Raw genomic sequence first — 24,537 nt, forward strand, 5'->3', positions numbered from 1 at the left:
TGGAGTCGAAAATGCAGGAAGTTCAGCAGTTCACGTTCCGCCGTGACGAACTGTTCCCGCTCGCCGACAGCCTGGCGCCGAAGTTTCTGACCGCGTCGCCGTTCCGGCACGTGGTAATCGATGACTTCCTGCCGGAAAACGTTCTCGAACCCGTGCTCGGGGAGTTTCCGGAGCCGAAGGACGCGAGCTGGCAGCAGTTCGACAGCGCCAAAGAAGTGAAACTCGCCCTGCAGGACACCGAGCAGATGGGCCCGGCGACGCGGCACCTGCTGGCGGAGTTCAACGGGCAGGTCTTCATCGAGTTCCTGGAGCGGCTGACCGGCATCGAGCGGCTCGTGGCCGACCCGCATCTGGAGGGCGGCGGGCTGCACCAGATCAGGTCCGGCGGGTTCCTGAAGGTGCACGCCGACTTCAACCGGCACCGCCGGTTAGAGCTCGACCGCCGGCTCAACGGCCTGCTCTACCTCAACAAGGACTGGGACGAGAGCTACGGCGGCCACCTGCAACTGTGGAACCAGGACATGAGCACGTGCGAGCACGCGGTGCTGCCGGTGTTCAACCGCTTCGTGCTCTTCGCCACCACCGACGACGCCAACCACGGGCATCCCGACCCGCTGACCTGCCCGCCCGAGCGGGCCCGCCGGTCGATGGCGCTCTACTACTACTCCAACGGCCGGCCCGACGAGGAGATCGGCGACGAGCACACGACGCTGTTCAAGCAGCGTCCGGGGGAACGGTACAAGAGCAACCTGCGCCAGGTGCTCAAGCGGTGGACGCCGCCGGCGCTGGTCGAGCTGGCCGGGCGGCGCGGCAGATAGGCTCAGCGGCTCAGGCCGGCCAGGCGGGCGAGCTTTCGCCCGCCTCTGGCGGCCAGGCGGGTCTGGCGCGTGCGGTAGAGCTTGAAGACCGCCGCGCGGGCCCGGCGCCGCTGGCCGGCGGTGAGGTCGCTCTCGTCGAGGATGCCGAGCAGCGCGCGGGCCTGGATGAGCGTGGCGAAGTAGCCGCGCCAGGCGGGCAGCTCCAGCCGGCCGCTCATCTTCACCGGGCTCGCGTCGACCCAGGTGCGGTGCGAGAGCACCTCGGGCACGTGGGCCCAGGGTCCCGACAGGGCGTGCCGGGCGGCGGCGATCTCGTCCTCGCGCACCATGACCGGGCGGGGCACGCCGCGCGCGGCGGCCGTGCGGTGCACGCCGTACAGGGGATCCATGAGGATGTAGCTCTCGGTGAGCAGGCGTAACATCTCGGCGAAGCGCTCGGCGGGGTCGTCGGAGTTCAGCGCGGTGCCCTCGTAGTGGCCGGTCCTGGTGACGCCTTCGGCGGTGTACGAGGTCTGCGCGGTGACCAGCACGAGCCTGTCGTCCTTGGCGAACTCCACCAGGGAGCGGGAGACGCAGTGCGGCGCGAGCGTGTCGTCGTCGCCGATCCACCGGAAGAACTCCCCCCTGGCCAGCCGGAGCGCGGTGGTGAAGTTGGCGATGGGCCCGATGTTCTCCGGCTGCCGGTGGTAGATGATCTGGTCGTAGGTGGCCGCGAGGTCGCGGCAGACCTCCTCGGTGTCGTCCGTGGAGGCGTTGTCGCAGATGATCAGCTCCAGGTTCCCGTGGTCCTGGGCCAGCACCGACAGGACGGTCTTGGCCACGTGGCCGCCGCCGTTGTAGGTGGGCAGGCCGATCGAGACCAGCGCATCGGGGTTCAACGGGCTTCCTTTCTCCGCAGGAGGAGCTGCCTGGCCTGCGCACGCGGCACGACCAGCAGCAGATAGACGATCAGGCCGGCGCTGCCCGCGGCGAACAGCTGGAGCAGGGGCGGACCGGTCACCCCCTGGGCGGCCAGCTCCGTCACGAAGGCCGCGACGAGCGCGGCCAGCAGCGGCCGGACGAGGGTGGGCAGCACCGGGGCCAGCCGCACGCCGGCCCGGTGCAGGAAGTACGCCGCCACCGGCAGCGCCACGAGCAGGCCGGCCGCCATCTGGCCGATCGCGGCCCCGCGGATGCCCTGCAGGTGCGTGCCGACGATCAGCGCGGGGATGAGGGCGGCGCCGTAGCAGAGGTTCATCCACATGGTGGCCCTGGTGTCGCCCTTGCCGGACAGGATGTCGAGTGCCAGCGAGAGCAACATCCTGGTCACCATGACGAGTGCCAGCCAGCGCAGCACGCCGGCGGCCTGGTCCCACTTCTCGCCGTACAGGAACGACACGAGCGGGTGCGCCAGCACGGACATGACGACCGCGATCGGCAGGATGGCCGTCAGCAGCATGGGCGCCGCGCGGCGCACGCCCTCCGACAGCGCGTCGGAGGTGTGCTCGGCCAGCCGCGAGAAGCCGGGGATGGTGACGTTGCGCACGGCCTGGCCGATCAGGCCGGGCACCCAGCTCGACATGTTGAACGCCAGCAGGTAGAACCCCAGCCAGACATGTCCGAGGATGTCGCCCACCACGATGTAGCCGGCGTTGAGCAGGACCGTCTCCAGCCCGATCCCGGCCGCCGACGGCAACCCGAACTTCAGCAACTTGACGGCGATCGGCCGGTCCAGGCCGAGCCGCACCGGCAGCTTGGCGGCGAAGAAGATGAGCACGCCGGTCACCACGGACTGCGCGACCTGACCGAAGGCGAAGCTGAACGCGCCGGCGCCGTTCGCGGCCAGCAGGATCGCGACCACCGCGTTGACCGCGAAGCCGGCCCCGATGGCCATGGTCAGCTTGCCCTGCTCGAACCGGCGGATCAGGGTCGCCGCCCGCACCGCGGTGAAGCCCTCGACGAGGATCACCGCGGTCAGCAGCCGCACCACGGGCGCGGCCTGGGGCGTGCCGGCCAACTCGGCGAAGGCCGGCGCGCCCCACCAGAACACCAGGTACAGGCCCATGGCCGACAGGAACGAGAGCACCGTGGCCGTCGGCGCCATCTCCTCCAGCTTGCCGCGCCACTGGATGGTGGCGACCATGATGCCCAGATCCTTGACCGACATGACGAACGCCGTGGCCGCCAGCGCGACCGCGTAGACGCCGAAGTCGCCCGGCGCGAGCAACCGGGCCAGGATCAGCCCCATCGCGAACGAGCCGGCCTTCGTGACGAGGTTGCCCAGCAACCCCCAGCGCAACCCGCGCTCGGCTAACTTGCCGAGGGAGCCGATCTGCTGCTCGGCGTCGTGCACACGGTCCATTCCGTACCTTTCCTTAGGAGACGGACTCCTCGACGGAGCCGGGCTCCTCGACGCGCTCCAGCCAGATCTCCCGCCAGAACGGGACGAACTCGCGGGGGCAGTTGACGCTGTACGCCCCCTCGCAGAACACCGACTCCAGAGCGATACAGGGGTTCTTCATCTGCAGCAGCTCGCCTGTGCGCTCGTCCACGCAGCGCTCGACGCGGGCCACCACTCTGGCGGTCCTGCCGCAGTGCCGGGCCATCTCCTCCTCGAAGCCCAACCCTCTGTTGAGCCGGTCGTGGTTGAGGGTCGCGACGATCTCCTGCCGCGACTTGATCCGCACCAGCTCGCCGGGTTGCAAATCGAGCGTGCCCGTCGGGGTCTTGCCCGGCTTTCCGGCCGGCACCCAGCCCCACTTCAGCCCGTCCCTGATCCGCAACCATCGGGGCAGCACCCGTCGGCTGATCGACTGGTACCGGTTGAAGACGGCGAAGAGCAGGCCGCGCAGCGTCTTCAGCACGCCCGCGTTGCCGGTCCGCACGTCGGTGACGTACTGCCGGACGTCCTTCAGCGGCACGCAGGTCGGCGTCGCCCGGTGCAGCTCGGTGGCCTGGCAGGCGAAGCGCTCCTCGCCCTCGGGCCCCGGCGGCTTGCGGGCGTTGACCCGCAGCAGCGGCAGCAGCTCGCGGGCCGGCCCCGGCGGCGCCGGCACCTCGGTGATCTTCCTGAGCCAGGCGGTCTTCCAGTAGAGCGAGCAGGCCGTCTGGCATCCGCCGTGGGCGGAGCCGTCGCAGCGGGCCCCGGTCAGGTGCACCGCACGCTCCATGCGGCGCATGCGGCCGTGGCTGATCGTGTCGCACGCCTTGTGCGCCACCTTGTGCACCGTCATCCGCCGCCCGCAGAAGGACAACATCTCCGGCATGAACGGAAGCCCGTCAAGCTCGCCACGCTCGTCCAGCGTGGCCAGGATCTCGGCTTCTTCGCGCACTTCCACGACGTCTCCGACCCTGAGGTCCATCACGTCTTCTCCTTAACCAGTCCGGCGGACAGCAGTGCCTCCGCCGCCCCTCTCACAGCGGCGAAAGGCAGCTCGGATCGTCTGGCGATGTCAAGCAGGCTGTGCTCCCCGTCGGACAGGTTCAACACCCATAACATCGCCATCTGGGCCTCTTTCGTGTCACTCCTTCCGCCAAGAGATTCGTAGAGTCCGCGCCGGCCGAGCTGCGGCTCCCCGTACGGGCTGAGGTTGAGATAGGTGCGATTGCCGTCCAGCACGCCGACGACCTGGTGGAGGACGTCGAGCGTGTCCTCCAGGGCGGCCGGCGTGACGAATCCCGGGTTATCCCCCGACGTGTGATATTCCGGGTATCCCGCGTACGGCGTCCTCGTCAGGCTGCCGAACGGGAGGTTGAAGCCCGGCGAGCAGAACTGCCGCTCGTCGTAGCCGTAGGGCGAGAAATCCAGCACGCTGTGCGGCCGGTCGCGCAGCACGTACGTGACGGCGCGGTCGATCTCGGCGTCACCGCGCCTGCTCCGCTTGTATGTCATCGCGCCCGGATCCCCCGCGCACGCCAGCGTGAGCCCGGCCGCGACCAGGTGCACCCGCTCCCGGTTGAGCGCCAGCCAGGTGATCGCCCCGATCGTGCCCGGCATGAACAGGAACCGGTAGGTGTAGCGCGGCTCCCGCAACCGCCGCGCCAGCGCCACCGCCACCGCGACGCCCGCGAGGTTGTCGTTGGCCAGCGACGGATGGCACACGTGACACGAGATGACCACCTCGTCGGGCAGCCTGCCCGGCACGACGTGCTCGGCGATGGTCAGCGAACCGTCCGCCAGCGTGGCGTCGATCAGCACCTCGTACGGGCCCTCGCCGAGCCCGTCGAGGGTGTGCTGACTGAGGCAGAAGCCCCAGGTCCGCTCGTAGTAGCTGGTCCGGTAGGGGACGAGGTCCGGCTGATCGGGCAGCGTGTGCAGGTGCGGCCGCAACTCCTCCAGCGTGTACGTCCCCGACACCGGCACGCTGTAGCCCACCACGTGCAGGTTCGACGCCTGAAAGTCGATCACCCGCCGCCCGGAGGCGTCCTTGACGTAGGCGTCGCGGACGTTCCACTCCATCGGCACGTTCCAGTCGAGCGCCTCGGTCCCGGTCGGCACCTCGGTGACCGTCAGCGGCACGTGCTCGCCGACGATCTCCAGCGTCCGCCGCACACCGTCTCCGGTGATGCTCCGGCAGATCGGATAGAGCCGCTCGACGAGCGCGTGCATCTCAGCACCCCTCATGCGCGCAGATCGCCGCCGATCGTGCCGGCCTGCTGACGGTCGGCCAGCCGGGCCAGCCGGGTGAAGCGCCGCTCGAAGTCGTGCTTGGTCAGCCCATACGTGCGGTAGGCCGCGACCAGCTCGTCCGCGCCGGCCTTGACCGTCCACGCGGCGTCGTAGCCGGGCAGCGCCGCCCTGATCCGGGAGAAGTCCACCCGGTAGGAGCGCGGATCGCTGCCGGCCTCACCGGTGATCAGCAGCTCGGCCCCCGGCACCGCCGTGACGACCTCGTTCGCGATCTCGGCCACCGTCACGTTGTTGCGCTCGGCGCCCACGTTGAACGCCTGGTTGTGCACCGCCTCGCGCGGCGCCTCGATGGCCCGCAGGAACGCCTCGGCGATGTCCTCGGCGTGCACCAGCGGACGCCAGGGGGTGCCGTCGGACAGCACGAGCACCTGGCCGGAGAGCACGGCGTGCCCCGCCAGGTTGTTCAGCACGATGTCGGCCCGTAAGCGCGGGGAGAACCCGAACGCGGTCGCGTTGCGCATGAACACCGGCGAGAAGTCCCCGTCGGCCAGGCCCACGAGATCGTCCTCCACCCTGACCTTCGACTCCGCGTACGGGGTCACGGGCTTCAGCGGCGCGTCCTCGTCCACCAGGTCGTCGCCGCCGGAGGCGCCGTACACCGAGCAGGTGGAGGCGTAGACGAACCTGCGCACGCCGGCGTCCCTGGCGAGCCTGGCCAGGCGCACCGAGGCGTGGTGGTTGATGTCGTAGGTCAGGTCGGGGGCGAGCGACCCGAGCGGGTCGTTCGACAGGGCGGCCAGATGCGCGACGGCGTCCACGCCGCGCAGCAGCTCGGCCGGCACGTCCCGCAGGTCTGCCCGCTCGCCGGGCGGATCGTCCGGCATAGGGCCGAGCACGCAGTCGGCGAACAGGCCCGAGTCGAGGCCGATCACCTCGTGCCCGGCCGCGGCCAGCACGGGGGCCATCACGCTGCCCAGATAGCCCTGGTGCCCGGTCAGAAGGATTCGCATGTCAGCCTCCTAGATCAATGGTCAGCTTGCTCACGTGGAAGGCCTCGGCGTACCTGGCGCCACACTCGATGCCGCGGATGCGCGCGAGGCCGAGGAAGGCTTCCCGGTCGTACCAGGGGCGGTGCCGCTGCGAGGGGTAGTGCTCCTGCAGCAGCGCCACCTTGGCCTCGGCCACCTCGCCGGCCAGCGGCTGGTAGACCGAGGGACGGCCGAGGTCGCCGTCCCACTTGACGATCTCGTAGCCGAGCGTCAGGTGGTCGCGCCAGACCGTGGGCACGAGCCTGGCCAGGCCGTGGTGGTCCTGGTGGGCGTCGCCGGTCCACGGGGCGAGGATCAGGTCGGGCCGCGTCCTGGCCCGCAGGTCCTCCAGGGCGTTCTTGGCCTCGTCCCAGTGCGCGGGCAGCCGCCCGTCGGGCAGCTTGAGCACGGTGAGGTCCAGGTCGGCGCCGGGGCAGAACGCCGCCAGCGCCGCCAGCTCCTCCGCCTCGCGCTCGGTCCCGCCGCCCGACAACACCAGCGCGTGCACCTTCAGCCCGGGACACGCGCGGCAGATCGTGAGCAGGCTCGCGCCGGCCCCGATCGCGATGTCGTCGCAGTGCGCGCCGAGCGCGACCACCGCGTCCCGCCTGCCAGGCCGCAGCCCGATCACGCCTCCCACAGCGCCCAGGGCCGCTCGCCTCTCGACCAGGAACGATCCAGCTCCAGGCGCTGGTTGACGGTGTCGCTCGGCCGCCAGTAGCCGCGGTGCGGATAGGCCAGCAGCCGGCCCTGCTTGGCCAGCTCGGCGCAGCCGTCCGCGACCAGGTCGCCGTTCTCGGGGATGTGGTCGAAGACCTCCTGGCGCAACACGAAGAAGCCGCCGTTGACCCAGAGCGGCATCTCGCTGACCGGGGTGATGCCGCCGACGAGCCCGCCCTCGCTGACGTCGACGACGTGGAAGGTGTTGGTCGGCGGGACCACCATCATCGAGGCGCCGGCGCCGGAGGCGGCGAAACGGTCGATGATGTCGGGCAGCGGCGCGTCGGTGAGCACGTCGGCGTAGTTGGCCAGGAACATCTCGTCGTCGCCCAGGTACGGCCGGGCCCTGCGTAACCGCTCACCGATCGGGGAGTCCAGCCCGGTGTCGATCAGCGACACCTGCCAGTCCGAGATGTCGGCGGACAGCAGCTCGACTTCCCCGTCGCGCAGGACGAAGTCGTTCGACGCCGTCTCCTGGTAGGTCAGGAAGAAATCCTTGATGTGCTGCGCGCCGTACCCCAGGCACAGAACGAACTCCTTGTGCCCGAAGTGCGCGTAGTAGCGCATGACATGCCAGACCAGCGGGCGCGGGCCGACGAGCTGCATCGGCTTGGGCATGTCCCCGCCGGGCGCCTCACTGCGCATCCTGGTGCCGCGCCCGCCGCAGAACAGGACGACCTTCATGCGACGACCTCCAGACTCGGGATGGGGACGACCAGCCGGCCGCCCCACTCACGGACGTACGAGAGCTGCTCGACCAGCTCGTCACGGAGATTCCACGGCAGCAGCAGCACGTAGTCGGGCCGGTCCTCGGCGATGCGCTCGGGCGCGAAGATCGGGATCCGCGAGCCGGGCGCGAACCTGCCGTGCTTGTACGGATTACGATCCACCGTGTACGCCAGCAGGTCGGGCCTGATCCCGCAGTGGTTCAGCAGGGTGTTCCCCTTGCCCGGGGCGCCGTACCCGACCACGCTCTTCCCGGCGTCGGCCGCGTCGATGAGAAACCTCAGCAGGTCCCGCCGCACCTTGGCCACCCGCGCCGCGAAGTCCTGGTAGCCCGACAACTCGTGCAGCCCGGCCGCCTTCTCCCTGGCCAGCACGTCGAGGGCGCGCTGCGACAGCGGCGCCTCGCCCGGCTGCGCCCACAACCGGATCGACCCGCCGTGCGTCGGCAGCAGCTCGACGTCGACGAGATGCAGGCCGCCGCTCGCCAGCGCGCGCTGCGCCGAGGCCACCGTGTAGTACTGGAAGTGCTCGTGGTAGATCGTGTCGAACTGGTTGAGCTCCATCAGCGTCAGCAGGTGCTGCACCTCGATGGAGACCCGCCCGTCGTCGGCCACCAGCGCCCGCAGGCCCTGGGTGAAGCCGACGACGTCCGGGATGTGCGCGTACACGTTGTTGGCCACCACCAGGTCGGCGGGCCCGTGCTCGGCCCGCACCCGCCGCCCGGTCTGCGGAGAGAGAAACTCCGTGAGCGTCGGCACGCCCTTGTCGATGGCGGCCTTGCCGACGTTGGCGGACGGCTCGATGCCCAGGCAGCGCACCCCGCGCTCGACCACGTGCTGGAGCAGGTAGCCGTCGTTGCTGGCCACCTCCACCACGAACGAGCCGGGATCCAGCCCCGCGCCGTCCACGAACCGCCGCGCGTGCTCGACCCAGGAGGTCGAGTAGGAGGAGAAGTAGGCGTATTCGGTGAACGTCTCCTCCGGCGTGATCAGCGGCGGGAGCTGGGCCAGCCAGCAGTTCACGCAGACCCGCAGGTGCAGCGGATAGGTGGGCTCGGGCTCGTCGAGCTGCGCCGCGGTCAGGAACAGCTCGCACGGCGGGGTCGCGCCGAGGTCGACGACCCCGGCGAGCCCGTCGCTACCGCACAGTCGGCAGATGGTCATTCAGCTCACTCCAGCCAGGGCCGCGGCCTCGTACGCCAGCGCGAGATCTTCGGGCATCGGGGCAAGATCGTTACAGCGCACGAAGTCGCGCAGCGTCGTGCCCCGGCAGGCGGCGTCCACGTTCGCGGCCCCGCGGCGGGCGCGCACGTCGCCGATGTGCACGGTGCGGAAGTCGATGCTGAACCTGGTCCGGCCCGAGGTGTTCGGCACGGTCGAATGGAGCTGCGCGCCGGAGAACATGAGCGTCCCGCCGGCCTCCGGCACCACCCGGACCTGCGGCTCCAGCTCGATCGGCTCCTCCGGCCTGGGCTGCACGCGGGTGTCGCTGCGCACGTGGGCGGCCGCGCTCTGCCGGCTCGTCCGGCTCCACTCGGCGTAGTCGTAGACCTCGCTGCTGTTGCGCACCGGCTGGTCGAAGTAACGCGGATGGAAGGCCATGACGTTCTCCGGGACCACCTGGAAGATCGGGATCCACCAGTTGACCTGGTTGAACGGCGCCGAGTACCAGCAGTCGCGGTGCGGGTGGAAGGCGTAGGAGATGCCGTTGACCAGGTAGTCGTTGGAGGTGGACGTCCGCAGCCTCGGCACGTCGAAGTAGGTCTCACCGAGGTCGCAGCCGCGCTCCTCGACGACGGCCGGCAGCAGCTCCTTGCACCTGGGGTGGTGGATGAACCGGGGCTTGAGGTCGGCGAGCAACGTGGCGAACTCGTCGACGGGCATCTCGTGCTGCGCGGTCTCCGGGTCCAGCCCGCCGAACGCCTCGGCGATCAGCTCCCTGGCGAAGCCGATCAGCTCCGTCGTGGCCGGCGAGGCCGAATAGACGAACACCTCACCCTGGAAGAGCAGGTCGCGGCGCGTTTCGTCATCGACGCCGCTGTTGGAGAAGACGGCGGTCATCATCAAACATTCCCTCTCGGTTGGCTATTTATCGGATAAGTTCTGGCATGCTGCGATCATGGATGCCCTCTCGATCGCAGGCTCGTGGTTGTGCACACCACGCGTGCACGCCGATCCCCGTGGCAGCTTCCTGGAGGCCTTCCGCGCGGCCGAGCTGCCGCACAGGGTGGACATCGCCCAGGTCAACTGCTCCGTCTCGCGGGCCGGCGTGCTGCGCGGCGTGCACTTCGCCGCCGTCCCGCCCGGCCAGGCGAAGTACGTGATGTGCGTGTCCGGCAGCGTCATGGACGTGATCGTGGACGTCCGGGTCGGCTCCCCCACCTTCGGCCGCTGGGAGGCGGTGACACTGGACGACGAGACGAGGGGCGCCGTCCTCATCGCCGAAGGTCTCGGCCACGGGTTCATGGCGCTGAGCGAGCAGGCCACGGTCGTCTACCTGTGCTCGCAGCCGTACAACCCGGGCGGCGAGCACGGGATCCACCCGCTGGACCCGGCGCTCTCGATCGGCTGGCCGTCCGGCGTCGCGCCCCTGCTGTCGGAGAAGGACGCCAAGGCGCCGACCCTGGAGGAGGCGCACCTGGCCGGGCTGCTGCCGGACTACCGGACCTGCCAGGAGTTCTACGCCACGCTGCATTGAGGGCCCGCCTTCGTGCTCGTGGCCGTGCTCGTGCCCGTGCTCATGCCCGTGCTCATGACCGTGCTCATGACCGGCCAGGCCGCGTGCAGGGCCTCCTGCCAGTGCCTGATCGGCTCCCAGCGGGTGTGCGCGAGCACGCTGTTGGCGGGCCGGACGGCCGGGCGGCGCAGGGTGCTGCCGGGCACGGGACGCACCCGGCCGGCGTCCATCCCCAGCAGCGTGAAGATCTCCTTGGCGAACCCGCACCACGTCGTCTCACCCGAGCTGGTGCCGTGGTAGACACCGGGCGGCTGGTCCGACTGCGCCAGCCGGACCAGGAAGTCGGCCAGGTCGGCCGTCCACGTCGGCTGCCCGCGCTGGTCGTCCACCACGTCGAGGGCGGGCCGCTCCCCGGCCAGCCTGATCATGGTGCGCACGAAGTTGGCGCCGGACGCGCCGTACAACCAGGCGGTGCGCACCGCGTAGTGCCCGTGCTCCAGCGCCGCGCGCTCCCCCGCCAGCTTGGTCCTGCCATACGCGTTGACCGGCCCCGTGGGCGCGTCCTCCGGGTAAGGCCCCGCGCCGGTCCCGTCGAAGACGTAGTCGGTGGAGACGTGCAGCAGCCGCGCCCCGGCCAGGTCGCAGGCCTCGGCCAGCCAGTGCACCGCGTGCCCGTTGATCGCCAGTGCCTCGGCCTCGTGCGCCTCGGCGGCGTCCACGGCGGTCCAGCCCGCGCAGTTGATCACCACGCGGGGCCGGTAGGCGGAGACGAAGTCGCGTACCGCGCGTTTGTCGCACAAGTCCAGCTCTGACCGGCCGAGCGCGAGCACGGGCTCGCCGGTCAGCGCCGTCCGGTCGAGAACGTCGGCGGCCAGCATGCCGCCCGCCCCCGTGATGAGCCACCTCATGACCCCTCCTGGCATAACGGACGTGGTGCGCGGCTCATCTCGCCCACCAGTCCCGGTGCTCGGCGTACCAGCGGACGGTGTCCTTCAGTCCCTGCTCGAACGGGATCTCCGGCCGGTAGCCGAGCGCCCGCAGCTTGGCGTCGTCCAGCGAGTACCTGCGGTCGTGGCCCTTGCGGTCCTCGACGTACTCGACGTGGTCCCAGTCCCGGCCGCAGGCTTCGAGCAGGCGCGTGGTGAGCTCCTTGTTGGTCAGCTCGGCCGTGCCCGCGATGTGGTAGACCTCGCCGGGCTCGCCCTTCTCCGCGACCAGCCGGATGCCCGCGCAGTGGTCCTCGACGTGGATCCAGTCCCGCACGTTGCCCCCGTCGCCGTACAGCGGGACCTTCCGGCCGAGGAGCAGGTTCGTGATGAAGAGCGGGATGACCTTCTCGGGGTACTGCCGGGGCCCGTAGTTGTTGCCGCACCGGGTGATCGACACGTTGAGGCCGTGGGTGATCGCGTACGCGCGGGCGATCAGGTCGCCGCCCGCCTTCGAGGCCGCGTACGGCGAACGGGGCCGCAGCGGCGCGGCCTCGTCCCACGAGCCGATGTCGATCGAGCCGTAGACCTCGTCGGTGGACACCTGGACCACCTTCGGGATCTCCGCCTCCAGGCACGCCTGCAACAACGTCTGGACGCCGAGCACATTGCTGCGCATGAACTCGGCCGCGCCCTCGATCGACCGGTCGACGTGCGACTCGGCGGCGAAGTTGACCACGAGGTCGTGGCCGGGCACGACCGTGCGCAGCAGCTCGGCGTCACAGATGTCGCCGTGCGTGAACTCGTGCCGGACCCCGTCGAGGTTGGCGCGGTCGCCGGCGTAGGTCAGCTTGTCCAGCACGGTGACGTACGCGTCGTGCAGACCACGGACGAAGTGCGAGCCGATGAAGCCGGCGCCACCCGTCACCAGGATTCTTGTCATGAACTGATCTGTACCTTGCTGTGATCGCCCAGCACGAGGCGGTGGGCTTTGGGCGTGTTGGGCGCCGGGGTGACCTCGACGTCGTGGCCGATCAGCGACGACTCGATGCGGCCCACTCCGGCGATGGAGGCCCTCGGCAGCACGATCGAATACTCGATCTCGCTGTCGGTGACGGCGCAGGCGGCGCCGATGGAGGTGAAGGGACCGACGTAGCTGTCCTGAATGCGGGCGCCCGCGCCGATGATGGCCGGGCCGACGATCCTGGAGCGCTCGACCACGGCGCCGCGCTCGACGACGACCCGGCCGACGAGCTCGCTGGCCTCGTCCACCAGGCCCCCCACCCGGGGCTCGACCGACTCCAGGACCAGCCGGTTGACCTCCAGCATGTCGGTGACGTTGCCGGTGTCCTTCCAGTAGCCGGAGATCACCGAGGACTCGACGCGCAACCCCTCCTCGATCAGCCACTGGATCGCGTCGGTGATCTCCAGCTCGCCCCGCCCCGACGGCTTGAGCTCCGCCACCGCCGCGTGGATGGCCGGGCTGAACAGGTAGACCCCGACCAGGGCCAGGTCGCTCTTGGGCCGGTCCGGTTTCTCCTCCAGGCCGACGACGCGCCCCTTCGCGTCAAGCTCGGCGACCCCGAACTGGCGTGGATCGCCGACCTTGGTGAGCATGATCTGGGCGGCCGGCCGATCGCGGGCGAACCGGTCCACCAGGCCGCTGATGCCGCCGACGACGAAGTTGTCGCCCAGGTACATGACGAAGTCGTCGTCGCCCAGGTATTCGCGGGCGATCAGCACGCCATGAGCGAGACCGAGCGGCGCCTCCTGCCGCAGGTAGGTCACCTGCAGCCCGAACGCCGAGCCGTCTCCCACGGCGGACTCGATCTCCGCCTGGGTGTCCCCCACGACCAGCCCCAGCTCCCGGATCCCGGCCGCCGCGATCGCCTCCAAACCGTAGAACAGGACCGGTTTGTTGGCGACCGGCACCAGTTGTTTGGCCGACGTGTGCGTGATCGGCCGGAGCCGTGTGCCCGACCCCCCGGCGAGCACGAGTGCTTTCACCGCTAGTACGCCCCTTCTCCACGGGTGACTACGGACCAGGTCTTCCAGAGAATCTGCAGGTCGAGAATGAGCGACCAGTTCTCCACGTAACGCAGGTCGAGGCGGATGGACTCCTCCCACGTCAGATCGGAGCGGCCGCTGACCTGCCAGAGGCCGGTCATGCCCGGTTTGACCACCAGGCGGCGGCGGACGTCGGCGCCGTACTTGCCGACCTCTTCGGGCAGCGGCGGGCGCGGGCCGACCAAGGACATCTCGCCACGGACGACGTTCAGGAGCTGAGGCAGCTCGTCGAGCGAGTATTTCCGCAGGAGCGCGCCCACGCGGGTGATCCTTGGATCGTTCCTAATTTTGAAGAGCACGCCGTCGAACTCGTTCGCATCGAGCAGCGCGCCCTTGAGCCGCTCCGCGTCCACCACCATCGTCCGAAATTTCACGACACGGAATGCTCTGCCGCTTCTGCCGACCCTGGTCTGGTAGAACAGCGCCGGCCCCCTGCTGGTGAGGCGGATCACCACGGAGATGGCCAGCAGCGGAAAAGCCAGGAGCAGCAGCGCGGCCGCCGCGACCAGGCGGTCGAACACCGTCTTCACGAGCTGCTTGGTCCCGTCGAACTCGGGATGCTCCACGTGCAGGAGCGGCATGCCCGCGACCGGCTTGATGCTGATGCGCGGCCCCGCCACGTCCATGAGCGCGGGGGCCACGAAAAGATCGGTACGGGCCGTCTCCAGACTCCAGGCCAGCCGCCGCAGCGCGGCCCCGTCCAGCTCGGGACAGGCCAGCACGGCCACGGCGTCGGCCGCCTGGCGCTTGACCACGGTGGCCACGTCGCCGAACGACCCCAGCACGGGAATCCCGTCGAGATCGACGTCCATCGCGCTCTCCGGAAGGCAGGCTCCCACCACCTGCATTCCGTGGTACGGCTGACGCCTGAACTGCACCACCAGGTTGAGGATCGACTCCCGATGCCCTACCGCGATCACCTGCCGCATGTAGTCGCCCACCGCTCTCCTTCGGTGCAGCCGTTTGCGCATCTTGTAGCGGTAGTAGAGCGTGGCCGCCAGCGCCAGCGGCAACATCGCCATCACGAAACTCCGGGCGATCGCCGTCTGTGTGGCATAGGCCATGATGGCGACCGTGGCCATCAGGCCGACGCCGCCGTTGAAGACCGCTTTGAACTCCTCCGTTCCTTCGCCGTTGGCGCGCTGACGGTACGCGCCGCCCATCATCAACGCGATGGGCCAGGCGATGACGAGGCCGAATCCGAGCACGAACTCGACCAGTGGAATGAACGCGCCGGCGATCAACCTGATCCCCAGCACGCAGACACACGCGAACAGTGCGCCCATCGTGTCCCCGCATAACAGAAGCCGTAAGTACGCCCTCGTCCAGATGCTGGACGCACGACGTGGCACGGCCTCAAGGAGCACGACAGCGGACTCCCCTGTCCCCACCCTCATAGCACCACCCTGACAACTCTGTGCACCGCGATAACTTGACGTTCCTTGTGCCACATGGGTTGACAAGTCCCACGAAGAATCAAGGGCGGCGGCCCCCACTAAAGACTAAAGATCCAGTCCAGCTCGGGGAATAACGTCAAATGTCCACAACTGGACGATTGTCGGGCGCTGATGGGGGTTGACGGAACGATCCACAAGTGCCGCGCCCCGGAGAGAAAATGTGAGGTTTACGGCGAAGTTTCGCCAGGTTGCCGGTTTATGACGTTGCTAGTCATACTCCAGGTCCGGCAATGCGGACGGCGGATCGGGGCTGCGCCAGACGACCACAACCCCGTCGTGGGTGGAGTCGGCGGCCAGCGTCAGTCGATCGAGGTCGAAATCCGGCAGATAGCGCAGGCGGGCGAGGAAGGTGGCGTCGGTGGCGGAACGCGGGACCACGCAATTTTCGCCGTCGCGGTCGAGCAGAATATAGAGGACGTCTTCCCCTGATTCGGTGACAACACGGACCTCCACCACGTCCTCCCAGGCGAGGGCCTCGACGCTACCGTCCGCATAGTGACGAGTGACGCCCTCTTCCGTGACATACACGTAGGAGTCCGGCATCGCATTGCCGTGCATGGGCGCGATTCTTGCGAGTTCCGGGGCTGTCCCGCAAGGGTTCGCACACAATGGTGCACATCACCAGCTCAGCTTCGCCTCCCGCCCACCTGTGGAGCAACCTTCCGCCACCTCAAGCCTGGGCGTCGCCGCCCCAGGTGTGGCCGAGATGCGCCGCCACCGCCGCCCGCGCCGCGTCCTCCGGCCCATCGGCGATCGCGTCCAGCAACTCCCGGTGCTCGCGCACCAGCACGTCCCGGTCCGTGTAGACCTCCCGCAGCCGTACCAGCCCGAGCCGGGTCTCGGCCGCCAGGGTGCCGTAGAGCCGTTCGAGCCGGGGGCTGCCGACCGCCTCGATCAGCGCCTGGTGCAGCGCCATGTGCTCACCCACGGCCTCCGACCACGGCGCGTCGGCGGGCACGGCGGCCATCCGGTCCAGCGCGGCGTCCGCCCCGGGGGCCCGCCGCCCGGTCATGGCCCGCGCCATCAGGTCCTCCAAGGGCCGCCGGACGTACATGAGATCGGCGAGATCGGCGAGCGTCACCTCAGGGACATAAGCGCTGCGGTTGCGCTCCCGCCTGAGCAGCCCCTCGTGCACCAGCATCGCCAGGGCCTCCCGCACGGTCGGCCGGGCGACGCCGTACGACGCGGCGATCTCCTGCTCGGGCAGCGAGGTGCCCGGCTCGATCTCGCCGGAGAGCACCCGGCCGCGCAGGGCGTCGGCGAGCGCGCCGACGGTGGAGACGGGTCTGAGCGGCAACGTCACGGCTGTGACTCTAGTGCGATTTCCGGTGTCCGTTCCGGTACGGCCACCGCGACGAGGCTCAACGCCAGCATCACCAGCCCCGCGATCGAGATCGGGGACAACCGCTCTCCCAGCACCACCAGGCCGAGCAGCGCCGCGACACCCGGTTCGGTCAGGGCGAGCGTGGCGGCCGTGGCGACGGGGGTGGTGCGCAGGCCCCGGCCGTACAGGAAGTAGGACAGGGCGGTGGTGCCGAGCCCGAGGTAGAGGACGGCGAGCAACCCGCGCGGCTCGGCCAGCCAGCCGACCCCGCCCGCCAGCAGGACGGGCAGCATGATCAGCGCCGCTCCGCCGAACAGCACCCCCATCACCGCCTCCGACCTGGCCCCCTTGCCGATCGCCTCGGCCGCGGTGACGGCGTAGAAGGCGTACAGCACCCCGCCGGCCAGGGCGAACAGGATCCCCGACACCATCTGCCCGCCCGCCTGCGCCCCACCTCCGACGATCAGCGCCGCGCAGCCGCAGATGGCCGCCGTGGTGCCTGCCGCCCACCGCCCGCTCGGCCGGCGGCGGTGCAGCGACCAGGACAGCAGCCCGGTGAAGACGGGCCCGCTGCCGATCGCGACCACGGTGCCGATGGCCACGCCGGTACGGCTGATCGCGGCGAAGAAGCAGAGCTGGTAGGCGGCCACGGCGACGGCGGCCAGCAGCAGCGACGGCCTGACCGCCGACCTGACGCCCGCACCGGCGAAGAGTGCGAGCGCGGCGCCGCCGAGGACCAGCCGGGCGGCGGCCAGGGCCACGGAGTCGGCGGAGACGAGCAGCCCCGCCGTGCCGGCCGTGCCCCAGAGCGCGGACGCGCCGACGACGGCGAGCGGACCATTTCTCATAATGGACATTGTCTGACAACTAGACCGTGTCTGACAACTAGGCAATCTCATCCAGGAGCTGGTCGATCATCCGCGCGGCCGGAGCGGCCACCTCTCCGGCGTAGTCGTCCAGCACGGCGAGGCCGTCCTCGATGCTCGAGACGGTCTTGCGGGGCAGCTCAAGGAGCGTGTCGTCCTCGGCGGTGATCGCTCCCGTCACGTGGAAGGCGCCGGCGGACGCCGTGATCGACACCTCGAAGCGCACTTCTCTGCCGTCGGGGAGCATGAAGATGGAGCCCGTGCGCGCGCCGGCGGGCGGGAGGAAATAGGAGAAGCGCTCGCTTCGTACGAAGGGGTGACGTAACTCCGCGAGGATCTCCGACGCCCGGCTCAGGGCTGCCAGCAACCCGGCCGCGGCCAGGCTCTCGCTGTCCACCCCGAAAGGGTAGATCAGTCACCGGCCCACAGACCAGCGAACGTCTCAGTCGGTGGCCAACCGGCCACACCGCCCGCCGTCCCAGCCGGCCGTGACCGAGCACAGCGCCTGCCGGCTCAGTCGGTGGCCAGGCGCGCGTGCCGCTCCACGTCGTAGCGGACGCCGCCGTAGGACAGCTTCCCGCGCTCGATCCCCTCGGCCAGGAACCCGGCCTTGGTCGCCACCTTGCACGAAGCCGCATTGTTCGTACGATGCCCCAGCTCCAGCCGGTGCAGCCCGCGCTCCTCGAACGCCCACCGGGTCAGGCTCTCCGTCGCCGCCACGGCGACGCCCCGGCCCCGGGCCTCGGGCACCACCCAGTAGGACACCCACCCGTTGCCGTGCCCGTCGATCCGGGCCACCGCGACGTTGCCCACGACGACCTCGTCGACGGTCACGGCGAAGGCATGGCCGACACCCGCCCACGAGGCGATCCACCCCTCGGCGTCCTTCAGGGACACGATGGGCCACGACGCCTGCGTCCGCAGGTCCGGCGACCGGAACGCGTGCAGCACCATGGGCGCGTCGTCCTCGCGCCACTCCCTCAAGCGAATCTCCCGCACCACCACGCTGCCCGAGATTACCCGGGGCGCACCTGTTGCCCGATCGGGTGGGTCGCCTCGAAGTCGGCCACCATCTGCTTGGGCGCCGTCAGGCACCACGCCTCGGCGACCAGCTCGAACAGCTCATCGGCGTCGATCTTGTCGAGGTGCACCACCACCCACCCGAACCGCCCGGCCGTGAACTGCACCTCGAACACCTCGGGCCGCTCGGCCACCAGCGCGAGCTGCTCCTCGATCGTGGCCTTGAGCCCGACGGTCTCGGTGGCCTCCCACAGGTAGGCGAACCCCTTGTCGCCCACCTTGACCCCGATCCACTCGCCGCCTTGGCTCATCCGGACCCCGGGCAGCTCGTCCAGCAACTCCAGGAACTCTTCGACGCTCACACCCATGCCGCCTGTGTACCAGATCCGGCCGACACTTCCGAAGCGCTCCCAGGAGACGGAGGCGGAGCAGGCGCTCGGCCGGGTGCCGCGCGCGGGCGGGATCAGTCGTAATAGCGGACCTCCATGACGTTGTCATCGAGGTCGGGAAAGTAAATCGTCTCGGGAGCGATGCCCCGCGCGCCGAAGGAATTGGTGCCGGTGCCCGTGATCTCGACGCCGTGCTCTTTCAGCCGGAGCTTCAGCGCGTCGAAATCCGTCCGGCCCACGGCCAGGCAGAAATGGTTGAGCGGATGGCCGGCGCTGCCTTTGACCCCGGTGCCCTCGTCCACTCCTCTCATCGCCTCATACGTCATCAGGTCGACAATGGTGTCAGGACCGATCCGCACGCTCGGAAACGCCGCCTTCCCGTCACGAAACTCCTCCGCCCGTACTCCCGGCAGGCCGATGACCTCTTCGTAGAATTCCAGGGATGCGAGCTGGTCGGATACCCAGCAGACGAGATGGTCGAGCCGTACGTCCATGTAAGACCTCCACTAGAGTCCAATATCTGTCGCCCGAATCTCCCTGTCCACCGCCTGGGCGGCTGCGCCGACGAAACCGCCGTACCCTGATAATGGAATGGTCGGATGACAACGACGTAAACACGCATGATCTAATCGTGGTAGAATATGATGTGTTACCCGGCCCTCCGTAGAGGCGGCCGGGATTTTGTTTTCATGACGCTCACTCAGCATCGCACCCTCTCCGCGGCCGCGATCCCGATCTTCCTGTCCTCGATCGTCACCCAGGTGGCCGGCCTGGTCGGCACCGCGTTACTCGGCCGTCAAGCCACCGCCACGCTGGCCGCCTACGCCGTCTCGATGGCCGTGACGAACCCGGCGTTCGCGGCGGTGACCGGCGCGCTCCGGGGAATGGCGCCGTTCATCGCCCCTCATCGTGAGAGCCCGGCGCAGGCCGTTCCGATCCTGCGGGACGCCCGCTGGCTGAGCCTCGGCATCGGCGCGGTCGCGGCGAGCGCGGTCGCGTGCGTCCCCTGGATCGCCGCGCTGGGCGGCGCACCGCAGGAGGTCCTCGACGAGCTGGGCCTCTTCCCGCTCCTGCTGGTGGTGTACGTGCTCGTCTACGCCTCAGGCGGCGGCGCGAACGCCGTGCTGATCGCGCTCGGGCACAGCCGCCAGGTGCTCTGGGCCAGTGTGTCCAGCACGATCGTCCTCGTCGTGGCGCTCGTCCCGGCACTCGGACTGGCGGGCACGGGCATCGCCCTGGTGACCGGCAGCGTGGTCTCGCTCACCATCTCCAACCTCCGCGTACGCCGGCTGGCCGGCACTCCCATAGGACGCGGCCGTCCCCGCGTGGCCGAGATCATGAAGCTGGCGCGGGTCGGGCTCCCGCTGTCCGGGACGATCCTGATCAAGTTCGCCGTGCTCGGGGTGGTCACGTACGCGGCCGTGCGGACCGGCGCGCGAGGTGCGGCCGCCCACACGATCCTCTACGCGCTCCTGGGGCCGCTGATGTTCGCCTCGCTGGCCGTGGCGCAGTCCTCGGTGCCCGAGGTGGCCCGCGCCACGACCCCGCGGGAGGCCCGGCGGGTCATCCGGACGGCACTCACGCTCGGCCTGGCCGCCGTCGTGATCGGCGGCGCGCTGCTGTTCGTCGTCCGCCACTGGGCCGCCGCCCTGTTCACCCAGGACGCGGGCGTCCGCGAGGCCGTGCCGGCGGCGGTGCCGCTGGTGATCGCCCTGGGCGCGGCCGACGGCGCGCAGGCCATCATGGGCTTCGGGCTGGCCGGGCTCAAACGGTCGACGTGGAGCCTGGGCTCCGTCGCCCTGGGATACGGCGCTCTCGCGCTGGCCGCCGTGCCGGTGGCGCAGGCATGGGGGTTGGCCGGCCTCTGGGGTGCGCTGATCGCCAACTCGACGGCCCTGCTCCTGCTCCAGAGCATCGGCTTTCACCGCCATGTCGGCCGCCCGGCCGTTCGATAGGTCGCTCCACCGGCACCAGCGCACGCACCCCGCGACTTCTACGCGGGTTTGCGGTCGCTCACCGCGCTACCCTGCCGAAACCAGATCAGTTGCCGCCACCCCAGCACCCCGTACCAGATCATGATCGGAAAGTGGAGGGCGTACCCGAGCTGTTCCAGCTGCTCCGACGCGCCCTGCACCCCGGTCGTCCACGGCAGCACGATCGAGACCAGCCCGGAGAACGCGACGACCACCCCGGTACGGCGCAGCCCGGCCGACATCGGCATACCGGCCACGGCGGCGACGGTCGCGGCCACCCACAGGAGCCCGGCCAGGTTCACCGTCCACTTGGCGACAAGCAGAACCGCCCACGCGAGGCCGGTGCTCGCGGGGCCTGTGGTCGCGCTGCCGGCGGCCAGTTGGGTCACCGCCAGGTTTCCGGCGTCGTGGAGCAGGCCCGCGAGCCCGGCGCCCGTCAGCAACCCGCCGGACAGCACCACCAGATGCGGCCTGAGCACCTCACGGCCGCCGGTAGTGATCAGCACCAGCCCGGCGGCGGTCAGCGCCAGCCAGCCCAGCACGTCGAAGGCGAGCTCGGTCAGGTGCAGGACGACGTGCCCGCGCACCGCCACGAGCACGGCGGCGGGGTCGGAAGGATTCAGGGTAAGCCCCGATGGCACCGCGACGGCCGCACCGGCGATCATGGCTGTCAGCGAGGTCAGCAGGAGCACACCGGCAAGCCGGCTCCGCGCGTTCGAGTCGGTCATGGCGGTGACGGTAGAACCCTGCCGCAGCGGCAAAGTCAACGGGAGGACCGGCATGTGGCGGATCGGGCAGCTGGCGCGCATGGCGGGCGTCTCCGAACGCACCCTGCGCCACTACGACCAGATCGGGCTGCTCACGCCCGCCGCGGTGGACCGCACCTCCCGCTACCGCTGGTACGGCGTCGCCGAGCTGTCCCGCCTCGAACGCATCCGCGGCATGCGCCGCCTCGGCCTGCCGCTACGTCAGATCGCCGACCTGCTGGACGCCCCCGAACCCCAGCTCCGCCAGGCCGTGGCCGACCTTCTCGCGATCATCCGGCGCGACCTCGCCACCCTGGCCGCGACCGCCACGCATGCCGAAGACCACCTCGGCACGCCGACGTCCATCCTGCCGCGGCAGACCACGCTCGCCCCACGCCGCCTGCGCGTACGCCACTTCCACCTCGACCGTCCAACCCAGCTGGCCACCCTCTGCCCGGCACCGCCCGCGACCCTGCTGACCTGGCTGAACAGCTCCCCGACCGGCCCGTTCACCGTGGCCGTGAGCACGACCGGCACGACGGGCTCGACCGGCACGACCCTGCCAGCCCGAACCGTCGTCCGCACCCTCGTCCCACCCGCCGCCGGCGTGGTCCACGCCGGGCAAGAGCTGTTCGGCTGGCTGGAACGCCACCACCTGGACATCACCGGCCCTACCGTGGAAGACCACCACACAGATGCCACCGGCACCCACGCCATCACCCTGGAGATCCCCGTCCGCCCGCGCGGCACGAACCTCGCGGATCCGAGCCGTCTGCCAGGCGGTGCGTGACCTCAGCCGTACTTCTTCTCCGCCTGCTCAAAGTCGTACAGGTCCGGCAGCTGAGTCCACAGCCAGGGCTTGACGTCAGCCGGGTCGGCGATCGTCCGGCGGAGCCGCTCGAGTTCAGCGTCGGTCACCATCAGGCCCGGGAGGTCCTCCTTGATCTCCTTGGGCATCATGTCGAAGGCCTCGAAAAACTTCTCGTTCGCGTCCTTGAGGAAGTCCCGAGCTCGGCTGTTCGGGGTTCCCCCGAAATCCCAGAACTCATGCCGGTCGCTCCGATGCGGGTCCGCCATCTGCTCGAAGTTCTGGCGACACCAGGCGACGACCTCCAGGAACCTGACTCTCGCGGCGCTCATGCTGCCGACGATGGCGGCCAGGGCGGTCACGTTCGCGTAGATCTGCCGCAGAGCACTCTGCGCGACGTCGGCGGCCGCGCCTCTCCAGGGAGCGTCGCGCAGGTCCTGCGCCCGCAGCCGCAGCGTGTTCGCCAGCTCGACCAGGGAGTCGGCCATCGTCTGGTACGTCGTCCCATCGCCACTACCGTTGTCGGGAATGGAGTCGATGTCCTTCTTCGCCTCCTCCGCAGTAATCTGGCCGATACCGTAGTCACTCGACACGTAGGGCTCTAACATTCTGTAGCCGCCGGGGTAGAGCGGGCTCGGACCCATGAAGTCGCCGTTGAGCCCACTTCCCGGCAACATGTCGACGATCCGCTGATCACGCTCGGCGTCCGAGAGGTCGCCGAGCCGGGGATCGTCGCCAAGCCGGTAGTTGGTGGCCGCTCGGTCGATCAGAAGCCCGGCCATGCCGACCTCGGAGTGCAGGTCTCTCCAGAAGTCGTGAATCAGCTGATCGGCGTCGCCCATGAGGCGGCAGAGATCACTGGGCAGCTCCCACGTGGCGGCCGGGAGGACGTAACTATCGACCCAGACGTCGTCGTACTTGACGGCGTCAAAAGCCAGATTGAGGAGCTGGCGGGCTACGACGTGAACGCCCGCGCGGTCGATCTCGAACCCGTCACCCTGATGCTCGAAACCCAGTCCAGGCCAGGAACCCGGGATCGTCGGCGTCGTCCCCCATCGGGACCACTGGTCGGCGGGCTTCGGTTCCGGCTCGCGCATCAAGACTCCGATCATTGCGGAAATGCCTCACCCTACGAAGATCACTCGCGCATGCGCAACCGCGCTACCAGCTCCGACGCGCCGGCAGCCGTCAGTGGCCTGGCGGCCGGGACATGACCGTAGGGCGGCGCGGTGAGGCCAACGCGGCTGGACGGCAGCACCGCCCGGAGGATGGACGGCGGTGCACGACCTCAGCCGTACGTCTCCTCCGCCCGCTCATAGCCTTGCAGGACCGGCAGGTTGTTCTCCTGCCAGGTCGCGACATATTCTTCGTCCCATTTCGAGTTCTGGGGCCAGGTCGCCACGTGTACGGCCGACAGGCGAAGCTCAACGAGCTTCGCGTCGGTCACCATCAGGCCCGGGAGGTCCTCCTTGATCTGCTTGGGCAGCATGTCGCCGACCTCCTTGAACTTCTTGTTCGCCTCCTCGAGAAAGCTTCGAGCCCGGCTGTCCGCGGTGCCCCCGCCGTCCCAGAACTCATCCCAGCCGCCCCGCTCCGGGTCCGCCATCTGCTCGAAGTTCCGGCGACACCAGTCGGTGATTTCCAAGAACCTGGCTCTCGCGTGGAACAGGCTGCCGACGATGGCGGCCAGGGCGGTCGCGTTCGCGTAGATGCGCCGCAGTGCGCTCTGCGCGTTTTCGGCGGCCACGCCTTGCCATGGAGCGTCACACAGGTCCTGCGCCCGATAGCGCAGCGTGTGGGCCAGCTCGACCAGGGAGTCGGCCATCGGCTCGTAGATCCCCTGATATTCACTGATGTTGTGGGGAAAGTCGCTGATGTCGTCCAGCGCCTGCGCCGCAGTCATCGGGCCGACACTCTCGGCCGACTCGGAGAGCTTCAACGTCCTGCCGCCGCTGGGATAGAGCATGCTCGGAACCAGGAAGCTGCCACGGAGATCATTGCCCGGCAGCATGTCGACGAGCCGCTTGTCACGCTGGCCCGAGGAGAGGTCGCCGAGCCGGGGATCGTCGCCAAGTTTGTAGTTGGTGGCCGCTCGGTCGATGAGGAGCCCGGCCATGCCGACCTCGGAGTGCAGATCCCTCCAGAAGGTGTGCACCAGCTCATCGGCTTCGTCCATGAGGCGGTGGAGCTCGACAGGCAGCGGCCACTGAGTGTTCGGGAGAAAGCCGTCGGCGACATAGATGTCGTCGTAGTCGACGGCGTCGGCAGCCGTATGGAGGAGCTGGCCGGCTACGACCTGCACGCCCTTGCGGTCGATCTCGAACCCGTCACCCCGATGCACGTTATCGAGCCCAGGCCAGGAATTCGGGAGTGTCGGCGTCCTC

The 24,537-nt window shown here is 69.5% G+C and carries 27 protein-coding genes; 4 read left to right on the plus strand and 23 right to left on the minus strand.

Going from position 1 to position 24,537, the window contains the following annotated elements; all coding sequences use genetic code 11:
* Positions 1–11: 11 nt before the first annotated feature.
* On the plus strand, positions 12–818 hold the full coding sequence (locus ACWD0F_RS35615; protein WP_449883807.1) for a 2OG-Fe(II) oxygenase: 807 nt from the start codon (positions 12–14) through the stop codon (positions 816–818).
* Positions 819–820: 2 nt separating this feature from the next.
* On the opposite strand, the gene ACWD0F_RS35620 is transcribed toward ACWD0F_RS35615, so the two are convergent.
* Genes ACWD0F_RS35620 through ACWD0F_RS35660 form a run of 9 tightly spaced genes read right to left on the minus strand, consistent with a single transcriptional unit; the run spans position 821 to position 9,964 of the window.
* Positions 821–1,696, minus strand: coding sequence for a glycosyltransferase family A protein (locus ACWD0F_RS35620; protein WP_449883809.1), 876 nt, complete (start codon positions 1,694–1,696; stop codon positions 821–823).
* Positions 1,693–3,159: an oligosaccharide flippase family protein gene (locus ACWD0F_RS35625; RefSeq protein ID WP_449883812.1), complete on the minus strand. Its 1,467-nt coding sequence runs from the start codon at positions 3,157–3,159 to the stop codon at positions 1,693–1,695. Before ACWD0F_RS35625 ends, ACWD0F_RS35620 begins: the two co-directional genes overlap by 4 nt.
* Positions 3,160–3,172: 13 nt before the next feature.
* The gene (locus ACWD0F_RS35630) at positions 3,173–4,159 is read right to left on the minus strand and encodes a hypothetical protein (protein WP_449884058.1); all 987 of its coding nucleotides are present in this window, start codon (positions 4,157–4,159) and stop codon (positions 3,173–3,175) included.
* On the minus strand, positions 4,159–5,406 hold the full coding sequence (locus tag ACWD0F_RS35635; RefSeq protein ID WP_449883815.1) for a DUF4910 domain-containing protein: 1,248 nt from the start codon (positions 5,404–5,406) through the stop codon (positions 4,159–4,161). The genes ACWD0F_RS35630 and ACWD0F_RS35635 overlap by 1 nt, the downstream gene beginning before the upstream one ends.
* 11 nt (positions 5,407–5,417) lie before the next feature.
* Positions 5,418–6,437, minus strand: coding sequence for an NAD-dependent epimerase/dehydratase family protein (locus ACWD0F_RS35640; RefSeq protein ID WP_449883817.1), 1,020 nt, complete (start codon positions 6,435–6,437; stop codon positions 5,418–5,420).
* Between the two features lies 1 nt (position 6,438).
* Entirely contained in the window at positions 6,439–7,095 is a 657-nt protein-coding gene (locus ACWD0F_RS35645; protein WP_449883820.1) for a PIG-L deacetylase family protein, read from the minus strand.
* Positions 7,083–7,859: a glucose-1-phosphate cytidylyltransferase gene (locus ACWD0F_RS35650; RefSeq protein WP_449883822.1), complete on the minus strand. Its 777-nt coding sequence runs from the start codon at positions 7,857–7,859 to the stop codon at positions 7,083–7,085. Before ACWD0F_RS35650 ends, ACWD0F_RS35645 begins: the two co-directional genes overlap by 13 nt.
* The gene (locus ACWD0F_RS35655) at positions 7,856–9,064 is read right to left on the minus strand and encodes a methyltransferase domain-containing protein (RefSeq protein ID WP_449883824.1); all 1,209 of its coding nucleotides are present in this window, start codon (positions 9,062–9,064) and stop codon (positions 7,856–7,858) included. The genes ACWD0F_RS35650 and ACWD0F_RS35655 overlap by 4 nt, the downstream gene beginning before the upstream one ends.
* A complete protein-coding gene (locus ACWD0F_RS35660) occupies positions 9,065–9,964 on the minus strand; it encodes a hypothetical protein (protein WP_449883827.1) in 900 nt (299 codons plus the stop codon). It lies immediately after the preceding gene.
* 55 nt (positions 9,965–10,019) lie between these two features.
* Between ACWD0F_RS35660 and ACWD0F_RS35665 the strand changes: the two genes are divergently transcribed.
* On the plus strand, positions 10,020–10,598 hold the full coding sequence (locus ACWD0F_RS35665; protein WP_449883829.1) for a dTDP-4-dehydrorhamnose 3,5-epimerase family protein: 579 nt from the start codon (positions 10,020–10,022) through the stop codon (positions 10,596–10,598).
* Here ACWD0F_RS35665 and rfbD read toward each other — a convergent pair.
* The 11 genes from rfbD to ACWD0F_RS35720 all read right to left on the minus strand — a co-directional run bounded on the left by rfbD (position 10,580) and on the right by ACWD0F_RS35720 (position 19,120).
* A complete protein-coding gene (gene rfbD, locus ACWD0F_RS35670) occupies positions 10,580–11,485 on the minus strand; it encodes a dTDP-4-dehydrorhamnose reductase (protein WP_449883832.1) in 906 nt (301 codons plus the stop codon). The two genes, ACWD0F_RS35665 and rfbD, sit on opposite strands and share 19 nt — an antisense overlap.
* 34 nt (positions 11,486–11,519) lie before the next feature.
* Positions 11,520–12,446: a dTDP-glucose 4,6-dehydratase gene (rfbB, locus tag ACWD0F_RS35675; RefSeq protein ID WP_449883835.1), complete on the minus strand. Its 927-nt coding sequence runs from the start codon at positions 12,444–12,446 to the stop codon at positions 11,520–11,522.
* Positions 12,443–13,510 carry a glucose-1-phosphate thymidylyltransferase gene (locus ACWD0F_RS35680; RefSeq protein ID WP_449883838.1) on the minus strand — a complete coding sequence of 356 codons (1,068 nt, stop codon included), beginning with the start codon at positions 13,508–13,510 and terminating at the stop codon, positions 12,443–12,445. Before ACWD0F_RS35680 ends, rfbB begins: the two co-directional genes overlap by 4 nt.
* A gap of 2 nt (positions 13,511–13,512) precedes the next feature.
* A complete protein-coding gene (locus ACWD0F_RS35685; protein WP_449883840.1) occupies positions 13,513–14,967 on the minus strand; it encodes a sugar transferase in 1,455 nt (484 codons plus the stop codon).
* Positions 14,968–15,234: 267 nt separating this feature from the next.
* Entirely contained in the window at positions 15,235–15,585 is a 351-nt protein-coding gene (locus ACWD0F_RS35690; RefSeq protein ID WP_449883843.1) for a hypothetical protein, read from the minus strand.
* A gap of 112 nt (positions 15,586–15,697) precedes the next feature.
* Positions 15,698–16,330, minus strand: coding sequence for a GntR family transcriptional regulator (locus ACWD0F_RS35695; RefSeq protein ID WP_449883846.1), 633 nt, complete (start codon positions 16,328–16,330; stop codon positions 15,698–15,700).
* Complete coding sequence (locus tag ACWD0F_RS35700) at positions 16,327–17,199, minus strand: DMT family transporter (protein ID WP_449883849.1); 873 nt, start codon at positions 17,197–17,199, stop codon at positions 16,327–16,329. Before ACWD0F_RS35700 ends, ACWD0F_RS35695 begins: the two co-directional genes overlap by 4 nt.
* 37 nt (positions 17,200–17,236) lie before the next feature.
* Entirely contained in the window at positions 17,237–17,614 is a 378-nt protein-coding gene (locus ACWD0F_RS35705; protein WP_449883852.1) for a hypothetical protein, read from the minus strand.
* A gap of 116 nt (positions 17,615–17,730) precedes the next feature.
* Positions 17,731–18,201: a GNAT family N-acetyltransferase gene (locus ACWD0F_RS35710; RefSeq protein ID WP_449883854.1), complete on the minus strand. Its 471-nt coding sequence runs from the start codon at positions 18,199–18,201 to the stop codon at positions 17,731–17,733.
* Between the two features lie 32 nt (positions 18,202–18,233).
* The gene (locus ACWD0F_RS35715; RefSeq protein ID WP_449883857.1) at positions 18,234–18,605 is read right to left on the minus strand and encodes an MmcQ/YjbR family DNA-binding protein; all 372 of its coding nucleotides are present in this window, start codon (positions 18,603–18,605) and stop codon (positions 18,234–18,236) included.
* 95 nt (positions 18,606–18,700) lie between these two features.
* Positions 18,701–19,120: a VOC family protein gene (locus tag ACWD0F_RS35720; protein ID WP_449883859.1), complete on the minus strand. Its 420-nt coding sequence runs from the start codon at positions 19,118–19,120 to the stop codon at positions 18,701–18,703.
* 195 nt (positions 19,121–19,315) lie between these two features.
* Here ACWD0F_RS35720 and ACWD0F_RS35725 point away from each other — a divergent pair, with 195 nt between their 5' ends.
* Positions 19,316–20,581 carry an MATE family efflux transporter gene (locus ACWD0F_RS35725; protein ID WP_449883862.1) on the plus strand — a complete coding sequence of 422 codons (1,266 nt, stop codon included), beginning with the start codon at positions 19,316–19,318 and terminating at the stop codon, positions 20,579–20,581.
* A 38-nt stretch (positions 20,582–20,619) separates the two neighbouring features.
* Here ACWD0F_RS35725 and ACWD0F_RS35730 read toward each other — a convergent pair whose 3' ends face one another.
* Positions 20,620–21,327: a hypothetical protein gene (locus tag ACWD0F_RS35730; protein WP_449883864.1), complete on the minus strand. Its 708-nt coding sequence runs from the start codon at positions 21,325–21,327 to the stop codon at positions 20,620–20,622.
* 52 nt (positions 21,328–21,379) lie between these two features.
* On the opposite strand from ACWD0F_RS35730, the gene ACWD0F_RS35735 reads away from it, so the two are divergent.
* On the plus strand, positions 21,380–22,135 hold the full coding sequence (locus tag ACWD0F_RS35735) for a MerR family transcriptional regulator (RefSeq protein ID WP_449883867.1): 756 nt from the start codon (positions 21,380–21,382) through the stop codon (positions 22,133–22,135).
* Between the two features lie 2 nt (positions 22,136–22,137).
* On the opposite strand, the gene ACWD0F_RS35740 is transcribed toward ACWD0F_RS35735, so the two are convergent.
* Together ACWD0F_RS35740 and ACWD0F_RS35745 are read right to left on the minus strand one after the other, a co-directional pair.
* Positions 22,138–23,250 carry a hypothetical protein gene (locus ACWD0F_RS35740; protein ID WP_449883869.1) on the minus strand — a complete coding sequence of 371 codons (1,113 nt, stop codon included), beginning with the start codon at positions 23,248–23,250 and terminating at the stop codon, positions 22,138–22,140.
* A gap of 191 nt (positions 23,251–23,441) precedes the next feature.
* Complete coding sequence (locus tag ACWD0F_RS35745) at positions 23,442–24,494, minus strand: hypothetical protein (RefSeq protein WP_449883871.1); 1,053 nt, start codon at positions 24,492–24,494, stop codon at positions 23,442–23,444.
* Positions 24,495–24,537 lie beyond the last annotated feature (43 nt).

The organism is Nonomuraea sp. NPDC002799 (genome assembly GCF_053592075.1).

Bases quoted from the DNA above. Each gene is read 5' to 3' on its own strand.
- ACWD0F_RS35615 (WP_449883807.1), top strand. From the start codon at position 12: ATGCAGGAAGTTCAGCAGTTCACGTTCCGCCGTGACGAACTGTTCCCG.
- ACWD0F_RS35625 (WP_449883812.1), bottom strand. From the start codon at position 3,159: ATGGACCGTGTGCACGACGCCGAGCAGCAGATCGGCTCCCTCGGCAAG.
- ACWD0F_RS35630 (WP_449884058.1), bottom strand. From the start codon at position 4,159: ATGGACCTCAGGGTCGGAGACGTCGTGGAAGTGCGCGAAGAAGCCGAG.
- ACWD0F_RS35635 (WP_449883815.1), bottom strand. From the start codon at position 5,406: ATGCACGCGCTCGTCGAGCGGCTCTATCCGATCTGCCGGAGCATCACC.
- ACWD0F_RS35640 (WP_449883817.1), bottom strand. From the start codon at position 6,437: ATGCGAATCCTTCTGACCGGGCACCAGGGCTATCTGGGCAGCGTGATG.
- ACWD0F_RS35650 (WP_449883822.1), bottom strand. From the start codon at position 7,859: ATGAAGGTCGTCCTGTTCTGCGGCGGGCGCGGCACCAGGATGCGCAGT.
- ACWD0F_RS35655 (WP_449883824.1), bottom strand. From the start codon at position 9,064: ATGACCATCTGCCGACTGTGCGGTAGCGACGGGCTCGCCGGGGTCGTC.
- ACWD0F_RS35660 (WP_449883827.1), bottom strand. From the start codon at position 9,964: ATGATGACCGCCGTCTTCTCCAACAGCGGCGTCGATGACGAAACGCGC.
- ACWD0F_RS35665 (WP_449883829.1), top strand. From the start codon at position 10,020: ATGGATGCCCTCTCGATCGCAGGCTCGTGGTTGTGCACACCACGCGTG.
- rfbD (WP_449883832.1), bottom strand. From the start codon at position 11,485: ATGAGGTGGCTCATCACGGGGGCGGGCGGCATGCTGGCCGCCGACGTT.
- rfbB (WP_449883835.1), bottom strand. From the start codon at position 12,446: ATGACAAGAATCCTGGTGACGGGTGGCGCCGGCTTCATCGGCTCGCAC.
- ACWD0F_RS35685 (WP_449883840.1), bottom strand. From the start codon at position 14,967: ATGAGGGTGGGGACAGGGGAGTCCGCTGTCGTGCTCCTTGAGGCCGTG.
- ACWD0F_RS35690 (WP_449883843.1), bottom strand. From the start codon at position 15,585: ATGCACGGCAATGCGATGCCGGACTCCTACGTGTATGTCACGGAAGAG.
- ACWD0F_RS35700 (WP_449883849.1), bottom strand. From the start codon at position 17,199: ATGAGAAATGGTCCGCTCGCCGTCGTCGGCGCGTCCGCGCTCTGGGGC.
- ACWD0F_RS35715 (WP_449883857.1), bottom strand. From the start codon at position 18,605: ATGGGTGTGAGCGTCGAAGAGTTCCTGGAGTTGCTGGACGAGCTGCCC.
- ACWD0F_RS35720 (WP_449883859.1), bottom strand. From the start codon at position 19,120: ATGGACGTACGGCTCGACCATCTCGTCTGCTGGGTATCCGACCAGCTC.
- ACWD0F_RS35725 (WP_449883862.1), top strand. From the start codon at position 19,316: ATGACGCTCACTCAGCATCGCACCCTCTCCGCGGCCGCGATCCCGATC.
- ACWD0F_RS35730 (WP_449883864.1), bottom strand. From the start codon at position 21,327: ATGACCGACTCGAACGCGCGGAGCCGGCTTGCCGGTGTGCTCCTGCTG.
- ACWD0F_RS35735 (WP_449883867.1), top strand. From the start codon at position 21,380: ATGTGGCGGATCGGGCAGCTGGCGCGCATGGCGGGCGTCTCCGAACGC.
- ACWD0F_RS35740 (WP_449883869.1), bottom strand. From the start codon at position 23,250: ATGCGCGAGCCGGAACCGAAGCCCGCCGACCAGTGGTCCCGATGGGGG.